The organism is Micromonospora sp. WMMD975, assembly GCF_029581215.1.
Classification (GTDB): Bacteria; Actinomycetota; Actinomycetes; order Mycobacteriales; family Micromonosporaceae; genus Micromonospora.
Map to the genome: position 1 here is coordinate 662,498 of NZ_CP120739.1, position 16,210 is coordinate 678,707.

The following is a 16,210-nucleotide window of genomic DNA, read 5'->3' on the forward strand; positions in this document are numbered from 1 at the left end:
AAGCTCGAACAGAGCTTCGCGAAGGCGGGCCGGCCGGCCAATGGCGTCAAGCGGTTGGAGATCGACCGCATCGAGCCGATCGGCGCGATGGAGGTCTACGACATCCAGACGGAGAGCGGCGAGTTCCTGGCCGGCAACCTCCGGGTGCACAACTGTTTCATCCTGGCCGTCGACGACTCGATGGACTCGATCCTCGACTGGTACAAGGAGGAGGGGCTGATCTTCAAGGGCGGCTCCGGCTCCGGCGTCAACCTGTCCCGGATCCGCTCCTCCCGGGAGCTGCTCTCCTCCGGCGGCAATGCCTCCGGCCCGGTCAGCTTCATGCGCGGCGCGGACGCCTCCGCCGGCACCATCAAGTCCGGCGGCGCCACCCGGCGCGCGGCGAAGATGGTCATCCTCGACGTGGACCACCCGGACATCCAGGAGTTCGTGGTCACCAAGGCGCGCGAGGAGGACAAGATCCGCGCGCTGCGGGACGCCGGCTTCGACATGGACCTGGGCGGCGCCGACATCGTCAGCGTGCAGTACCAGAACGCCAACAACTCGGTCCGCGTCTCCGACGAGTTCATGACCGCGGTGGAGAACGGCGGCGGCTTCGACCTGCGCGGCCGGCTCGACGGCCAGGTCATCGAGACGGTCGACGCCAAGAACCTGTTCCGGAGCATCTCGACGGCCGCCTGGGAGTGCGCCGACCCGGGCCTCCAGTACGACGACACGATCAACGACTGGCACACCTGCCCGGAGACCGGGCGGATCACCGCGTCGAACCCGTGCTCGGAATACCTGCACCTGGACAACTCCTCGTGCAACCTGGCGTCGCTGAACCTGATGAAGTTCCTCCGCGCCGACGGCGGCTTCGAGGTGGAGAAGTTCGTCCGGTCGGTCGAGCTCGTCATCACCGCGATGGACATCTCGATCTGCTTCGCCGACTTCCCGACCGAGAAGATCGGCGAGACCAGCCGCGCCTACCGGCAGCTCGGCATCGGGTACGCCAACCTGGGCGCCCTGCTGATGGCCTCCGGCCTGCCGTACGACTCGGAGCAGGGGCGGGAGGTGTCGGCGGCGATCACCTCGCTGATGACCGGCACCGCCTACCGCCGCTCCGCGGAGCTGGCCGGCATTGTCGGCCCGTACGACGGCTACGCCCGCAACGCCGAGCCGCACAAGCGGGTCATGCGCAAGCACGCCGCCGCCAACGACAGCATCCGGCCGACCGGCACCGTGGGCACCGCCGTGCAGCGCGAGGCGACCAAGCAGTGGACCCTGGGCAACAAGCTCGGCGACAAGAACGGCTGGCGCAACTCGCAGGCGAGCGTGCTCGCCCCGACCGGCACCATCGGCCTGATGATGGACTGCGACACCACCGGTGTCGAGCCGGACCTGGCGCTGGTGAAGTTCAAGAAGCTCGTCGGCGGCGGCTCGATGCAGATCGTCAACCAGACCGTGCCGCGCGCCCTGCGCAGCCTCGGCTACCCCGAGGAGCAGGTCGAGGCGATCGTCGAGCACATCGCCGACCACGGGCACGTGGTGGACGCCCCCGGCCTGAAGCCGGAGCACTACCCGGTCTTCGACTGCGCCATGGGCGAGCGGTCCATCGCGCCGATGGGGCACGTGCGGATGATGGCGGCGGTCCAGCCGTTCATCTCCGGCGCCATCTCCAAGACGGTCAACATGCCGGAGCAGGCGACCGTCGAGGACGTCGAGAAGATCTACTTCGAGGGCTGGAAGCTCGGCCTGAAGGCGCTGGCGATCTACCGGGACAACTGCAAGGTGGGCCAGCCGCTGTCGGTGGCGAAGCCGAACAAGGCAGTCGTCGAGGCGGCCGTCGAGGCCGCGGTCGAGGCCGCCGTCGCCGAGAAGGTCGTGGAGAAGGTCGTCGAGTACCGCCCGGTGCGCAAGCGGTTGCCGAAGAAGCGCCCGTCGCAGACGGTCTCCTTCTCGGTCGGCGGCGCGGAGGGTTACCTCACCGCCTCGTCCTACCCGGACGACGGCCTCGGCGAGGTCTTCCTGAAGATGTCGAAGCAGGGCTCGACCCTGGCCGGCGTGATGGACGCCTTCTCGGTGGCCATCTCCATCGGTCTCCAGTACGGCGTCCCGCTGGAGACGTACGTCAGCAAGTTCACCAACATGCGCTTCGAGCCGGCCGGCATGACCGACGACCCGGACGTGCGGATGGCCGCCTCGGTGATGGACTACATCTTCCGTCGCCTGGCGCTTGACTTCCTGCCGTACGAGCGCCGCGCGGAACTGGGCATCTTCACCGCCAAGGAGCGGGCCGCCCAGCTCCGGGCCGAGGCGGAGGCGGAGGCGAGCGGTGCGGACCTCACCGCGATGGCCGCCTCCGCCCCGGTCGAGGCGCCCGAGCCGACGACCGGCCCGGTGGCCCAGCCGGCGCAGGAGCTGGCCGACGTCGCCGCCGTGAAGCCCGCACCGACGGTGGGCTCCAGCACCGAGCTGCTGGAGGCGGTGATCGGCAAGGCCGCCGACGCGCCGCTCTGCTTCACCTGCGGCACGAAGATGCGGCCGGCCGGTAGCTGCTACGTCTGCGAGGGCTGCGGCTCCACGAGCGGCTGTAGCTGACGTTCACCGCACGTCCCGCGAGCGCGGCAGGGAATCCCCTGCCGCGCTCGCGGCGCTTCGTGATCCACTCCATCTCGGGGAAACGGCGGCATCCACCCGCCCTCGACCCGGCGATTTCCCGGACCTGGCGGCGAAGCCCACCGCGCGGGCCAGCGCGGGCCGGCGCGGGCTGCGATGCTCGGGGGATGAGCACGGCTGACATCTATCAGGCGTTCGCCGACCGCGAGGCGCGCGACGTCTCCCCGGCGTACCACCGGTTGTCGGTGGCGGTGGCGCGCGACCCGGAGCTGCTCGCGTTGCTCGACACGCTGCCGGCGGCCAAACGCCAGCCGAACCTGCTCTTCGGGGTGGTCCGGCTGCGCGGCGGCCCGGTGGACGACCCGGCGGCATTCCGTGCGCACGTGGTGGCGCACTGGCCGGACGTCGCGGCGCAGATGCGGGTCCGAGCGACGCAGACGAACGAGGCCGGGCGCTGCGCGGCACTGCTCCCGGCGCTGGCCGCGTTGCCGCAACCGCTGGCGTTGCTGGAGGTGGGCGCGTCAGCCGGCCTGTGTCTCTATCCCGACCGGTACGCCTACCGCTACGGCGACCGGCGGGTCGGAGACGGCGAGCCGGTGCTCGACTGCGCGCTGAGCGGCGCCGCCCCGCCGGACCGGCGGCCGGAGGTGGTGTGGCGGGCCGGGCTGGACGTGCACCCGCTCGACGTCACCGACCCGGCCGACCTGGCCTGGCTGGACGCGCTGATCTGGCCGGAGCACACGCACCGCCGGGACCGGCTGCGGGCCGCCGCGGCGGTCGCGGCGGCCGACCCGCCGCTGCTGGTCCGGGGCGACCTGGTCGACGACCTGCCGGCGCTGGCGGCGCGCGCCCCGGCCGGCGCGACGCTCGTGGTGTTCCACAGCTCGGTGCTCTACCAGGTGCCGGTGGAGCGCCGGGCGGCCTTCACCGAGCTGGTGCGGACGCTGCCCGGGCACTGGCTCGCCAACGAGGATCCGGCCGTCCTGCCGCACGCGGAGCTGCCCGCGCCGCCGGGCGGCGGGTTCCACAACGTGCTCGCGCTGGACGGCCGTCCCCTCGCCTGGACCCGGGGCCACGGGCAGGCGGTCACCTGGTTCGGCTGACGGTTCAGGCCGGCAGCGAGTCGACCGCCGAGGCGAGCACCCCGCGCAGGTCGGCCTCCGCACCGGCGGGCAGCGTCTGCGGCTTGACCACCTGGTACGCCACGCGTACCTCGTAGTGGTCGCCCCGCCAGGCCCAGCCGTCGAACCGGGTTTCCCCGCCGTCCCACGCCTTCACCGCCACGCAGGAGGCGTCCCCCGGCCCGGCGTCGGTCAGGTCGGTGGCGATCCGCGCGCACCGGTCCCGTCGCCACCTGTCGTCGTACATGCCGCCGGCGTCGACGGCCACGGTGACGGCGAGGTCGCCGCGCATCGAGGTGCCGCTGGTCAGGTCGACCGCGCACTCCCGCGAGCCGCTGCGGTCACCGAGGTTCGCCGCGGCGCTGGGCTGCGCGCCGGGCGCGAGGCGGGCCAGCAGGTCGGTCGGGAGCAACGCGCAGGGGTCGCGAAGCTCATCCGGCTGCGCTGTCTCGTCCGCGGCACAGCCGGCGGTGGCCAGGAGCGCACCGGTGACCACGAGCATTGCGGCCGATCTCGTCATCTGTCCTCCTTGGACGGTCGCGGGGGACCGTAGCAACGCGTCGCTACCCCCGGATCTCATGGGGGGACGTGTCCCGACCCGTAGACGTCCGCACTCTTCGTGCCGGGGGGACCACCCCGCGTGGCTGTCGCGGATAAGGTGGACGGTCTCGGTGGAAGGAGGTCGAGATGCGGGTTCGGAGTCTCCTCGCGGCGGCGCTGCCGCTGCTCTGGGGCGTGCTGGCCGGCTGGTGGACCCCGCGCGGCCCCGGCACGGTCGGCACGGCGCTCGCCTCCGTCGCGGTGAGCCTCGCCGTCGGGCTGGTCGCCGGCTGGTCGAGCCGCTCCCGCTGGGCCATGCTCGTCGGGCCGGTGTTCTTCGCGCTCGCCGTCGAGCTGGTCCGGCTCCGCCTGCGCGGGCCCACCGTCGACCGTCCCCACCTCACCGGTCTCGGCGTCGCGGCGCTGCTCGCCGGCCGGGGCGTACACGGGCTGCTCGCGTTGCTGCCGATGCTCGTCGGCGCCGCGTACGGCGCCGGCCTTGCCCGCCGCCTCGACGGCGTGCCCCCGCGCCGGCCGGTGCCCCGGTGGTCGGGCCGGGTGGGCATCGGCCTGCTCGCCGCGCTGCTCGTGCTGGTCAGCGTGGGTGCGGCGGTGCCGGGCCGCACCGACCCGATCCCCGGCGGGATCGCCCGGTTCGACACCGTCGACTCCGGTGGGCGCGAGCTGGGCCTGCTGATCCGGGGTACGGACATGAGCGCGCCCGTGCTGCTGGTGGTGCCCGGACCGCCCGGCGGTTCGGAGATCGGCGCGGTCCGCCGTCACCTGTCCGCCCTGGAACGGCACTTCGTGGTCGCGGTCTGGGACCGGGCCGGCGCCCCGCACTCCTGGTCGGCGTTCCGCGCCCCCGCCGACTGGCGGCTCGACGACGAGGTCGACGACCTGGTCGCGGTCGCCCGCCACCTGCGGGAGCGGTTCGGCCGCGATCGGATCCACCTGGTCGCCCATTCCGGCGGCACCACCGTGGGCCTGCTCGCCGTGCAACGGCACCCCGAGCTGTTCGCCTCCTACGTGGGCGTCGGGCAGGTGGTCAGCCTGCGTGAGGCCGACCGCAGCCAGTACGCCGACACCGTCGCCTGGGCCCGCCGCACCGGCCGGACGGCGCTCGCCGACCGGATGGCCGCCCAGGGCCCGCCGCCCTACCGCGACGTGTGGGCGTACGAGGCGTTGCTCACCAACGAGGCCGGTGCGTTCCCGGTCGACCGGGCCGGCGCGGGCGAGGACGAGACCGGGACCGTCGGCAACCTGGGCGTGCCGGAATACAGTCCACTGGAGAAGGTGCACGTGTTCGGCTTCCTCGACGGCTGGGACGTGCTCTACCCCCGGTTGCAGGATCTCGACTTCCGGCGCGACGTGCGACAGCTCGCCGTGCCGGCCCGGTTCGTCGACGGCGCGCAGGAGGTGCCGGGCCGGCTGCGCCTGTTCGACCAGTGGTACGCCCAACTTCAGGCCCCGCGCAAGGACCACCTGGTGATCCCGCGCGCCGGGCACCGGTCGCTGTTCGAGCGGCCCGCCGAGTTCGTGACGTACCTGGAGCGGATCCGCTCCGACGGGGGCCCACCCTAGAGTGGTCCGGCGTGACCGAACCGAGCTGGCTCACCGAGACCCGCACCGCCTACGACACCGTGGCTGTCGACTACGCGCGGCTGTTGCCGGAGGTGGTGGAGCCACCGCTGGACCGGGCCGTGCTCACCGCGTTCGCCGAGACGGTCGGGCCGGGCCGGCCGGTGTTGGAGGTCGGTTCCGGCACCGGTCGCGTCACCGCCCACCTGCGTCGCCTCGGCCTCGACATCGCCGGCGTGGACCTCTCGCCGGGCATGGTGGCGGTGGCCCGCCGAGCCCATCCGGAGCTGCGCCTCGACGTCGGCTCGATGTCGGAGCTGACCGCGCCGGACGCGTCGCTGGCCGGGCTGGTCTCCTGGTACTCGGTCATCCACCTGCCGCCGGAGCTGCTGCCCGAGGTGTTCGCCGGCTTCCGCCGGGTGCTCGCGCCGGGCGGCCACCTGCTGCTCGCCGTAAAGGCCGGTGACCGGCTCGACCGGCGGGAGCAGGCGTACGGGCACGCCGTCGCCTTCGACGTGCACTGGCTGCCGCCGGAGCGGCTGGCCGGGCAGCTCACCGCCGCCGGGCTGCCGGTGCGGGCCACCCTGGTCCGCGAGCCGGTCGGCGCCGAGCGTCAGCCCCAGGCGTTCCTGCTGGCCCAACGTCCGGTCGGCTGATCCTTCCCGTCCGTGCCGAAGCCCCGCGCCGACGCCCGGAGACCGGCGTTCGCCGCGGTTAAGCGGGGGCCCCGCCTATGCAGAAAACGTTAAGCGGGGGCCCCTCCTTACACTTCAGCGGTGGGGGATGAGCTGGCGGACCGGCCGCTGACCGAGCCGCACCCGTCGCGGCTGCCGCCGGAGCATCAGGGGCGGGCCCGGATCCTGGCCGCGCACGCCGCCGCGCTGGCCGCCGGGGAGGCCGGCTACCTCGACCCGGAGACCGGGCTGTTCGTGCTCAGCGCCGGGTTCCTGGCCCGGCGTGGCACGTGCTGCGGGCGCGGCTGCCGGCACTGCCCGTACGTGGCCTAACGTGCGGCGGCCAGGCGCTGGACCTGCCCGCGGTGCAGGTCGTCCACCCACTCCCAGCCGGGCGCGGCCGACGGGCCGATCCGCCTGTCGTCGGGCTCGCGGCCGTCGCGCAGGGCGAGCACGTACGCCCGGTCCCGCTCGATCCGTTCGTACGCCTGACCGGCATCGCCGACCGACCCGTGGCCGGGGATGACCACGTCGACGTCGGCCGCCACGCCCTCCAGCAGCCGCAACGCCGCGAGGTAGTCCCCGATCGGGTCGGCGGCGTCCGGGTCGAGCATCGGGACCAGGACGTCGGAGAGCATGTCGCCGGCGACGAGGACCCCGCACTCCGCGACGAACAGCGCCGCGTGGCCGGGCGCATGCGCCCGGTGCTCGATGATCCGGGCCTCGGGGCCGTCCCACGGAATCCGCGTCGCCCCGGCGGGCAGGGCGGTGAGCAGGCCGTACCCGTCCAGCGGGACGCGCCCGGCGATCTCCGTCTCGGCCAGGTGCTCGGTGATCTGCGCCTTGATGTCCGGTTCGGACAGCTGCTCCCGGACCGTGGCCACGCAGCGGGCCGTGCCGTACCGGGGCGCGTCGCCGAGGCGCGCGTGCCAGAGCAGGTGGTCCCAGTCCGGATGCGTGGAGAAGCCCGCCACGACGGTCCGGCCCGAGGCGGACAGGTCGTCCGCGAGGCAGGCGAGTTCGTGGTCCTGCAACCCGGGGTCGACGAGCAGCACGCCGGCGCGGCCCCGCACGACTGTGGTGTTGGTCTGGAGGAATTCGCTCCGGTGCACCAGCACGCCGTCGGCGACCTCGCTCAGCACGGGTTCGCGCCGCGGATGGCGTAGTGGTGCATGGTGACGCCCTGCGGGAAGGAACGCTGCTCGATCAGGTCGAGGTCGACCGGCCGGTCCCAGTCGTCGAACAGCGGACGGCCGAAGCCCAGGATCGCCGGGTGGGTGAAGAGCAGCAACTCGTCGAGCAGGCCGGCCCGGAGCAGTTGCGTGGCGAGCGTCGCCCCGCCCACCCCGAGGGTGCCGTCGGTCTCCGCCCGCAGCACGGCCAACTGCTCGATCGCGTCGTCCCCGCCGATGACCCGGGTGCCGTGGTCGGCGGTCGCGCGGGTGCGGGAGACGAGCACCTTGGGGGCGGAGGTCCAGATCTCGCCGTACTCGCGCATGACGTCCGGCAGCGACGTGTCCGCGCGCGCCCGTGGCCAGTATTCCTCCATCGTCTCGTAGATCACCCGGCCCTGGACCATGCCGGCGAGCTTGCCCGCCCGCGCGTTGAACTCCCGGTGCAGCTCCTCGTCGATGCGCAGCCACTCGCCCGCGCCGTCGTCGCCGGGGACCTGCTCGATCCGCAGGTCGAGGGACACGTTCATCCAGTACAGGAAGCGGCCCATCAACCCCTCCTCCCTCTAGTGATTGCAATCTGCAATCACTATTGTGGGGGTGAGGGTCGCTGTCAAGGAGGCGTCGTGAAACCACGGTCCGGGTGTCCGATCAACGCGGCCGTCGAGGTGCTCGGAGACCGATGGGCGCTGCTCGTGCTCCGCGACGTCATCTTCGGCGACCGCCGCTACTTCCGGGCCCTGCTCACCGGGTCGATCGAGGGCATCGCGTCGAACATCCTCGCCGACCGTCTCGTCCGACTCGTCGAGGCGGGCATCCTCACCCGTGGCACCGCGGCGCGGGGGCAACGCGCCCGTTACAGCCTCACCGAAGCCGGCATCCAGACCGTGCCCGTCCTCTACGCGCTCGGCAACTGGGGCCTCGACTGGCGCCCCGGCACCGAGGAACTCCGGACCCGGCAGCGGCTCATGCGGGACGCCGGCCCGGCGTTCGTCGCGGAACTCATGGACGAACTCCGGGTACGCCACCTCGACGCCCCACCGCGGCACCACGACGGCCCGAGCCCGCTCGAACGCCTGACCGCCGCCCATGAAGCCGCGCGGGAGGGGACCTGAGGGCTTCCGTCCCCGCCGGACGGGCCGTACGGTGTCCGACGGAACTCCGGCGGGCCGGCCCCGCCGCCGATCGCGGAGGTCTCCCCGTGCGCGCCCGAACCTGGCTGGCCACCTCGGCCGTCCTGCTCGCCACCGGCTGCGCCGACGACGCCTCCCCGGTGGCCGTGCCGGCGCCCCCGCCGCCGGCCGCCCCGGCCGTCGCCGCCTCCTCCGGTGGTGCGTGCCGGCTGCTCGACTTCGCGGTGATCGCCGAGCACACCGGCGGCGCGTTCGACGTGGCCGCCGCCACCGAACGCGGCGACACGCACACCTGCGTGGTCCGCGCCCGGGACGCGGCGCTGCCGGAACTGACACTCGCCGTGACCGACACCTCGATCGACGCGGCGACGTTCACCGCCGACGTGCAGCCGCGCGGGGCGGTGAAGGTGGCCAAGCTCGGCAGGATCGCCTACCGGCGGACGGCGCCGAAGACCAAGACGGCCGGTCCGGTCGCCGAGGTGGGTTGGCTGGCCGCCGGGGATCGGCTCGCCAGCCTCCGCTGGACCAGCCCGGAGGGCACCGCCACGGCCGAGGTCGAGAAGGCGACCGGAAAGCTTGTCGCGCTGGCCCAGGTGATCGACACCGGCCAGCTCTGAGGCGGCCGGTGGGCCCGATCAGCGGGCCGCGACGTCAGCGAGCCGCGACGAAGACCCGGGAGGCCACCTCGCGGGGCAGCCGCACCCGGTCGCCGGAGCGGTCGATGGACACCCCGTCGCGCTCCTGCGCCACGGTGACCGTCGCGCCCGGGTCGACGCCCGCCGCGTGCAGCTGCCGGAGCACGTCCGAGTCGGTCTGCACGCTCTCACAGATCCGCCGCACCACCACCGGCCCGGACAGGCCGGGGAAGGCCAGGTTGCGCTCGCCCTCGACCGTCTCGGCCGCGGGCTGACCCGGGTCGCCCAGCTCCTCCAGACCCGGGATCGGGTTGCCGTACGGCGAGCGGGACGGGCGGTTGAGCAGGTCGTAGACCCGCTTCTCCACCGCGTCGCTCATCACGTGCTCCCAGCGGCAGGCCTCCTCGTGGGCCTCCTCGTAGGGCATCCCGATCACGTTGACCAGCAGCAGCTCGGCCAGCCGGTGCTTGCGCATCACCGACACCGCGGAGTTGCGGCCCAGCGGGGTGAGGGTCAGGTGCCGGTCGCCCTCGACGGTGAGCAGGCCGTCCCGCTCCATCCGGGCGACGGTCTGACTGACGGTGGGCCCGCTCTGCCGCAGCCGCTCGGCGATGCGGGCACGCAGCGGCGGCACACCCTCCTCCTCCAACTCGAGGATGGTGCGCAGGTACATCTCGGTCGTATCGACCAGTGAGTGAGCGTTTATCTTTATCACCCGTAAGCGAGGAACGAACCGGAATCTCCAGTGTCTCACGAAGTTGCCGTGAGCTGCCAACACCACGACGGGGAGGGGCAGGGTGGCCGAGCCTGTACCGACGTCCGCAACCGTAGAGCTGCTTGTCGAGCCGGACCGGCTCGCCGCCGAGTTGGACCGGGCCGACCCGCCCGTGCTGCTCGACGTCCGCTGGCGGCTCGCCGGGCCACCCGGCCGCGACGACTACGCCGCCGGCCACCTGCCCGGCGCGGTCTTCGTCGACCTGGACACCGAGCTGTGCGGCCCGCCCGGCGCCGCCGGTCGGCACCCGCTGCCCGACCCGGCGTCGTTGCAGGCCGCGCTGCGGGCCGCCGGCGTCCGCGCCGGTCACCCCGTGGTGGTGTACGACGGCGGCGACGGCATGTCCGCCGCGCGGGCCTGGTGGACGCTGCGCTGGGCCGGTCACCGGGCGGTGCGGGTGCTGCACGGCGGGTGGCCGGCATGGACGGCCGCCGGCCTGCCGGTGGACACCGCGACGCCCGAGCCCGTGCCCGGCGACGTGACGGTCACGCCGGGCGCGCTTCCGGTGCTCGACGCCGCCGGGGCCGCCCGGCTCGCCGCCGCCGACGCCGGGGTGCTGCTGGACGTGCGGGCCGCCCCGCGCTACCGGGGCGAGACCGAGCCGGTCGACCCGGTCGCCGGGCACGTCCCGGGCGCGGTCAACCTGCCCGCCCCGGGGTACGTGACGCAGGGGCGGTTCCCCGCCGCCGAGGCGCTGCGGGAGCGCTTCGGCGCGGCCGGGGTGGCCGGGGACGCGCCGGTCGGGGCGTACTGCGGCTCCGGGGTGACCGCCGCGCAGGCGGTCCTGGCGCTGCACCTGGCCGGCCGCCCGGACGCCGCCCTGTACGTCGGCTCGTGGAGCGAGTGGGTGGCCGACCCGGACCGTCCGGTGGCGACCGGTGGCGCCGCCGGACAGTGAGCGCGCGGCTCATCGGCGCCTCCCGGCTTACGTGCGACGATGGCCGCATGGCCGACGACACGGTGGTGGTGTGGGACGAGTCTCTCCTCGCCTACGACATGGGCGACCATCCCCTCGACCCGGTCCGGGTCGAGCTGACCATGGCGCTGGCCCGGGAGCTGGGCGTGTTCGACCGGCCCGGGGTGCGCCTGGTCAAGCCGGAGCCGGCCGACGACGCGCTGCTGACCCGGGTGCACGACCCGGCCTACCTGGCCGCGGTCCGGACCGCGCCGCGTGACCCGCTCTTCGCCGGCTTCGGGCTGGGCACCTCGGACAATCCGGTCTTCGACGGGATGCACGAGTCCAGCGCGTTGATCGTCGGCGCGAGCGTGGCCGCCGCCGAGGCGGTGTGGCGGGGCGAGGCCCGGCGCGCGGTGAACGTGGCCGGCGGCCTGCACCACGCCATGCCGGCCCGGGCGTCCGGTTTCTGCGTCTACAACGACCCGGCGGTGGCCATCGCCCGCCTGCTCGACCTGGGCGCGGAGCGGATCGCGTACGTGGACGTGGACGTGCACCACGGCGACGGGGTGCAGGAGGTCTTCTACCGGGATCCACGGGTGCTCACGGTCAGCCTGCACGAGACCCCGCTGGCGCTCTTTCCCGGCACCGGGTTCCCGGACGAGACCGGCGGGCCGGGCGCGGAGGGCACCGCGGTGAACCTGCCACTGCCGCCGGGGGTCGGTGACGCCGGCTGGCAGCGGGCGTTCCACGCGGTGGTGCCGTCGGTGCTGCGCGCCTTCCGGCCGCAGGTGCTCGTCACCCAGTGCGGGGCGGACGGGCACCGCGCCGACCCGCTGGCCGACCTGCACCTGTCGGTGGACGGGCAGCGGGCCACCTACCGGGCGTTGCGGGCGCTCGCCGACGAGTTGTGCGACGGCCGCTGGGTGGCCACCGGTGGCGGCGGGTACGCGCTCGTCGAGGTGGTGCCCCGGGCGTGGACGCATCTGCTGGCGGTGGCCACCGGCGAGCCGCTCGACCCGGCCGCGCTCACCCCGCCGGGCTGGCGGGAGCTGGCCGGGCGGCGGCGGCCGGGGCACCAGGTTCCGCTGCGGATGACCGACGACGTGGACCCGGAATTTCAGCCGTGGCAGCCCAGCGGCGAGCCGAACGCGGTGGACCGGGCGGTCGCGGCGACCCGCCGGGCCGTCTTCCCGCTGCTCGGGCTCGACCCGCACGATCCGCGCGACTGAGCCGGCGGTGGGGGAGGACCGACCGGTGACGACGGTGGACGTGCTGCTCAGCGACGGCACGACGGTGCAGTTGCGGCAGATCCGCGCCGACGACGCGACGGCGATCGTGGCGATGCACGCCCGGTTCTCCGAGCGCACCCGTTACCTGCGCTACTTCTCGCCGTACCCGCGGATCCCGGAGCGGGACCTGAAGCGGTTCGTCACCGTGGACCACCGCGACCGGGAGGCGTTCGTGGTGCTGGCCGGCGAGCGGATCGTGGCCGTCGGCCGGTACGAGCGGCTCGGTCCGGCCTCGCCGGAGGCCGAGGTGGCGTTCGTGGTGGAGGACGCCTACCAGGGCCGGGGCATCGGCTCGGTGCTGCTGGAGCACCTGGCGGACGCGGCCGGCCGGCACGGGATCGCGCACTTCGTCGCCGAGGTGTTGCCGGCCAACGGGACGATGCTGCGGGTCTTCGGCGACTTCGGTTACCAGGTCCAGCGCCAGTACGCCGACGGTGTGGTGCACCTGAGCTTCCCGATCGCGGCGACCGAGGCGACGCTCGAGGTGCAGCGGGGCCGGGAGCACCGCACCGAGGCGCGGTCGATCGCCCGGCTGCTCGCGCCGCGCGGCGTCGCCGTCTATGGGGCCAGCACCACCGGCCAGGGCGTCGGCGCGGCGCTGCTCGGGCACCTGCGCGACGGCGGGTTCGGCGGCGCGGTCGTGCCGGTGCATCCGAGCGCGGCGACCGTGGCCGGGCTGCCGGCGTACCCGTCGGCGGTCGACGCCGGCCAGGACGTGGACCTGGCCGTGGTGGCGGTCGCGCCGGAGGCGGTGACCGAGGTGGTCCAGGACGCGGCCCGGGCCGGCGCGCACGGGCTGGTGGTGGTGTCGGCCGGGTTCGCCGAGTCCGGTCCGGCCGGCGCGGCGGCGCAGCGGGCGCTGGTGCGGGCCGCGCACCTGGCCGGCATGCGGGTGGTCGGCCCCAACTGCCTCGGCGTCGCCAACACCGACCCGGCGGTACGCCTCAACGCCACGCTCGCCCCGGTGCTGCCGGCGGCGGGCCGGGTCGGCGTGTTCAGCCAGTCCGGCGCGTTCGGGGTGGCGTTGCTGGCCGAGGCGTCCCGGCGCGGGCTCGGGCTGTCCAGCTTCGTGTCGGCCGGCAACCGGGCCGACGTGTCCGGCAACGACCTGTTGCAGTACTGGCAGGACGACCCGGGCACCGACGTGATCACGCTCTATCTGGAGACGTTCGGCAACCCGCGCAAGTTCGCCCGGTTGGCCCGCCGGATCGGCCGGGACAAGCCGGTGGTGGCGCTGGCGTCGCTGGCCCGGCCACCGGGCGTGGGCGACGCGCCGGCGCTCGACGCCGCCGCGGTCAGCGCGTTGTTCGCCCAGTCCGGGGTGATCCGGGTGGACACCGTGGCCGAGCTGCTCGACGTGGGGGTGCTGCTGGCGCACCAGCCGCTGCCGGCGGGGCGGCGGGCCGCCGTGGTGGGCAACTCGTCGGCGTTGACCGGGCTGGCCGCGACCGCGTGCGCCGCCCAGGGGCTGGTGGTGGCGGACGGCTACCCGCACGACGTGGGGCCGAGCGCCGGGGCCGCCGCGTACGCCGCCGCGCTTGCCGCCGCGGCGGCCGACGAGCGGGTGGACGCCGTGGTGGCGGTCTTCGCCCCGCCGCTGCCCGGCCAGCTCACCGATTCGGAGGCGGATTTCGCGGCGGCGCTGCCGGCCGCCGGCAAGCCGGTGGTGGCGACGTTCCTCGCCGGTCGGGTGCCGGCCGGGGTGCCGGCGTATCCGAGCGTGGAGGAGGCGGTGCGGGCGCTGGCCCGGGTCACCCGGTACGCGGACTGGCTGCGCCGGCCGCCAGGGGCGCTGCCCGAGCTGGCCGGCGTGGACCGGTCGGCGGGGCAGGCGGCGCTCGGCCCGGACGGGGCGGATCCGGCGGCGCTGCTGGGCGCGTACGGGATCGACGTGGTGGAGTCGGTGCCGGCCGGCTCGGCCGACGAGGCGGTGGCGGCGGGGGAGCGGCTCGGCTGGCCGGTGGCGCTGAAGGCGGCGGCCCCGGGGCTGCGGCACCGGCTCGATCTGGGCGCGGTCCGGCTCGACCTGGCCGACGCCGCCGCGCTGCGCCGCGCGTACGCGGAGGTGGCCCCGGTGTTCGGGGCGGAGGTGCTGGTCCAGCCGATGGTCGCGCCCGGGGTGGCGTGCGTGGTGGAGCTGGTGGAGGATCCGGCGTTCGGGCCGGTGGTCGGGTTCGGGCTGGGTGGGGTGGCGACCGAGCTGCTCGGCGACCGGGCGTGGCGGGCGGTGCCGTTGACCGACCGGGACGCGGCCGAGCTGGTCGACGAGCCGCGCGCCGCGCCGCTGCTGCGGGGGCACCGGGGCGCCGCGCCGGTCGATCGGGCGGCGCTCGTCGACCTGTTGATGCGGGTGGGTCGGTTGGCCGACGAGCAGCCCCGGGTGCGGTCGCTGACGCTCAACCCGGTGCTGGCCCGCCCGGACGGCGTCTCGGTGCTGCACGCCACCGTCGGCGCCGGCGCGGCTTCCCCACGCCCCGACACCGGCCCCCGCCGCTTGTAAGGCGGGGGCCCCTTTTAACGCCTCCGGTATAGGAAGGGCCCCCGCTTAACACGATCCGGCCCCGGCGAGACGCCGGGGCCGGATCGGGGGCAGCGGGTCAGCAGGCGTACGCCTCCAGGCGGTTGGCCCGCTCCGGGTCGCGCAGCTTGAGCAGCGTGATCTTCTCGATCTGCCGGATCCGCTCACGGGACAGCCCGAACTCGCGGCCCACCTCGTCGAGGGTGCGCTGACGGCCGTCGTCGAGGCCGAAACGCAGCCGGATCACCGCCTGCTCCCGCTGGGAGAGGGTGGCCAGCACGATGCGCACCTCGTTGCGCAGCTCGCCGTTGGAGGCGGCGTCGCCGGGCTCGGTACGCGGGTCCACCGCGGCGACGAAGTCCCCGAGCGCGCTCTCCCCGTCCTCGCCGACCGCCTGGTCGAGGCTGACCGGCTCCCGGTCGTACGAGATCAGCTCGATCACCTGGTATTCGGGGATCTCAAGCGCCCGGGCGACCTCGCCGACGGTGGGCTCGCGGCCCAGCGTCACCGACAGCTCGCGGCGGACCCGGACCATCCGGTTGACCTGCTCGACCATGTGCACCGGGATGCGGATGGTGCGGGCCTGGTCGGCCATGGCGCGGGTGATGGCCTGGCGGATCCACCAGGTGGCGTACGTGGAGAACTTGTAGCCCTTGGTGTAGTCGAACTTCTCGACGGCGCGGATGAGGCCGAGGTTGCCCTCCTGGATCAGGTCGAGGAAGGCCATGCCCCGCCCGGTGTAGCGCTTGGCGATGCTCACCACGAGCCGCAGGTTCGCCTCCAGCAGGTGGTCCTTGGCGGCGCGTCCCTCGGCCGCGATCAGCGTCAGGTCGGCGCGCAACTCGGCGGAGACCGGAGTGCAGGCGGAGAGCTTCTCCTCGGCGAAGAGGCCGGCCTCGATCCGCTTGCTCAGCTCGACCTCCTGCGCCGCGGTGAGCAGCTTGGTGCGGCCGATGCCGTTGAGGTACGCCCGGACCAGGTCGGTGGAGACGCCGCGCTCGTCGGTGGCGTCGAGGTCGGTGAGGGTGACGTCCAAGTCCTGGTGCTCGATCATCTGCTGCGTCATCTCTGTCTCTCCCCGTGTCCTACGTGCCGTCCCGGCCCCGTGTCGACGACGCGGTGGGCCGGTGACAAACAGCTTGGCGGTCGGGGCGTGAGACGGGGGTGAGGCGATCGGGGACCCGACACGAATCCGCGCGGATTTCCCGTTGTCGTTTGTCCGGCCCGCTTACCGTGCCAGCGACCGGCCCGGTGGGGCCGCGGACGGAAACGGCGA

Annotated in this window: 14 protein-coding genes and 1 pseudogene; 10 read left to right on the plus strand and 5 right to left on the minus strand. The window is 74.2% G+C overall.

The annotated features are described in order from the left end of the window. Window positions 1-153: 153 nt before the first annotated feature. Together O7613_RS30740 and O7613_RS03030 are read left to right on the plus strand one after the other, a co-directional pair. A pseudogene (locus tag O7613_RS30740) lies at window positions 154-2,580 on the plus strand (vitamin B12-dependent ribonucleotide reductase); the annotation flags it as partial. A 185-nt stretch (window positions 2,581-2,765) separates the two neighbouring features. After that, the gene (locus O7613_RS03030) at window positions 2,766-3,701 is read left to right on the plus strand and encodes a DUF2332 domain-containing protein (RefSeq protein ID WP_282291947.1); all 936 of its coding nucleotides are present in this window, start codon (window positions 2,766-2,768) and stop codon (window positions 3,699-3,701) included. 4 nt (window positions 3,702-3,705) lie between these two features. On the opposite strand, the gene O7613_RS03035 is transcribed toward O7613_RS03030, so the two are convergent. Further along, window positions 3,706-4,239 carry a hypothetical protein gene (locus O7613_RS03035; protein WP_281584303.1) on the minus strand — a complete coding sequence of 178 codons (534 nt, stop codon included), beginning with the start codon at window positions 4,237-4,239 and terminating at the stop codon, window positions 3,706-3,708. A gap of 167 nt (window positions 4,240-4,406) precedes the next feature. On the opposite strand from O7613_RS03035, the gene O7613_RS03040 reads away from it, so the two are divergent. The 3 genes from O7613_RS03040 (at window position 4,407) to O7613_RS03050 (ending at window position 6,847) form a co-directional block, all read left to right on the plus strand. Further along, complete coding sequence (locus O7613_RS03040) at window positions 4,407-5,843, plus strand: alpha/beta hydrolase (protein WP_281584302.1); 1,437 nt, start codon at window positions 4,407-4,409, stop codon at window positions 5,841-5,843. Window positions 5,844-5,854: 11 nt separating this feature from the next. Next, window positions 5,855-6,496, plus strand: coding sequence for a class I SAM-dependent methyltransferase (locus O7613_RS03045; RefSeq protein WP_282291949.1), 642 nt, complete (start codon window positions 5,855-5,857; stop codon window positions 6,494-6,496). Window positions 6,497-6,616: 120 nt separating this feature from the next. After that, a complete protein-coding gene (locus O7613_RS03050) occupies window positions 6,617-6,847 on the plus strand; it encodes a DUF5522 domain-containing protein (RefSeq protein WP_281584300.1) in 231 nt (76 codons plus the stop codon). Here O7613_RS03050 and O7613_RS03055 read toward each other — a convergent pair. Both O7613_RS03055 and O7613_RS03060 read right to left on the minus strand, forming a co-directional pair. Beyond that, a complete protein-coding gene (locus O7613_RS03055) occupies window positions 6,844-7,656 on the minus strand; it encodes an MBL fold metallo-hydrolase (protein ID WP_282291952.1) in 813 nt (270 codons plus the stop codon). The genes O7613_RS03050 and O7613_RS03055 overlap by 4 nt on opposite strands. Next, window positions 7,650-8,237, minus strand: a complete 588-nt coding sequence (locus O7613_RS03060) for a dihydrofolate reductase family protein (protein ID WP_282291954.1) — start codon at window positions 8,235-8,237, stop codon at window positions 7,650-7,652. The genes O7613_RS03055 and O7613_RS03060 overlap by 7 nt, the downstream gene beginning before the upstream one ends. Before the next feature lie 75 nt (window positions 8,238-8,312). On the opposite strand from O7613_RS03060, the gene O7613_RS03065 reads away from it, so the two are divergent. Both O7613_RS03065 and O7613_RS03070 read left to right on the plus strand, forming a co-directional pair. Next, window positions 8,313-8,801, plus strand: a complete 489-nt coding sequence (locus O7613_RS03065) for a helix-turn-helix domain-containing protein (protein ID WP_282291956.1) — start codon at window positions 8,313-8,315, stop codon at window positions 8,799-8,801. An 86-nt stretch (window positions 8,802-8,887) separates the two neighbouring features. Continuing rightward, the gene (locus tag O7613_RS03070) at window positions 8,888-9,436 is read left to right on the plus strand and encodes a hypothetical protein (protein ID WP_281584296.1); all 549 of its coding nucleotides are present in this window, start codon (window positions 8,888-8,890) and stop codon (window positions 9,434-9,436) included. A gap of 34 nt (window positions 9,437-9,470) precedes the next feature. Here O7613_RS03070 and O7613_RS03075 read toward each other — a convergent pair whose 3' ends face one another. After that, complete coding sequence (locus O7613_RS03075; protein ID WP_281584295.1) at window positions 9,471-10,169, minus strand: metal-dependent transcriptional regulator; 699 nt, start codon at window positions 10,167-10,169, stop codon at window positions 9,471-9,473. Between the two features lie 82 nt (window positions 10,170-10,251). On the opposite strand from O7613_RS03075, the gene O7613_RS03080 reads away from it, so the two are divergent. From O7613_RS03080 to O7613_RS03090, 3 genes are read left to right on the plus strand one after another with little or no spacing between them, the layout of a single operon-like run. Then, window positions 10,252-11,127, plus strand: a complete 876-nt coding sequence (locus O7613_RS03080; protein ID WP_282291958.1) for a sulfurtransferase — start codon at window positions 10,252-10,254, stop codon at window positions 11,125-11,127. A gap of 47 nt (window positions 11,128-11,174) precedes the next feature. Further along, complete coding sequence (locus O7613_RS03085; protein WP_281584293.1) at window positions 11,175-12,356, plus strand: acetoin utilization protein AcuC; 1,182 nt, start codon at window positions 11,175-11,177, stop codon at window positions 12,354-12,356. Window positions 12,357-12,381: 25 nt separating this feature from the next. Next, window positions 12,382-14,916 carry a bifunctional GNAT family N-acetyltransferase/acetate--CoA ligase family protein gene (locus tag O7613_RS03090; protein WP_282291959.1) on the plus strand — a complete coding sequence of 845 codons (2,535 nt, stop codon included), beginning with the start codon at window positions 12,382-12,384 and terminating at the stop codon, window positions 14,914-14,916. Window positions 14,917-15,013: 97 nt separating this feature from the next. Here O7613_RS03090 and sigB read toward each other — a convergent pair whose 3' ends face one another. Next, window positions 15,014-16,000 (minus strand): RNA polymerase sigma factor SigB, encoded by a 987-nt coding sequence (gene sigB, locus O7613_RS03095; RefSeq protein WP_282291961.1) that lies wholly within the window; start codon window positions 15,998-16,000, stop codon window positions 15,014-15,016. Between the last annotated feature and the right edge of the window lie 210 nt (window positions 16,001-16,210).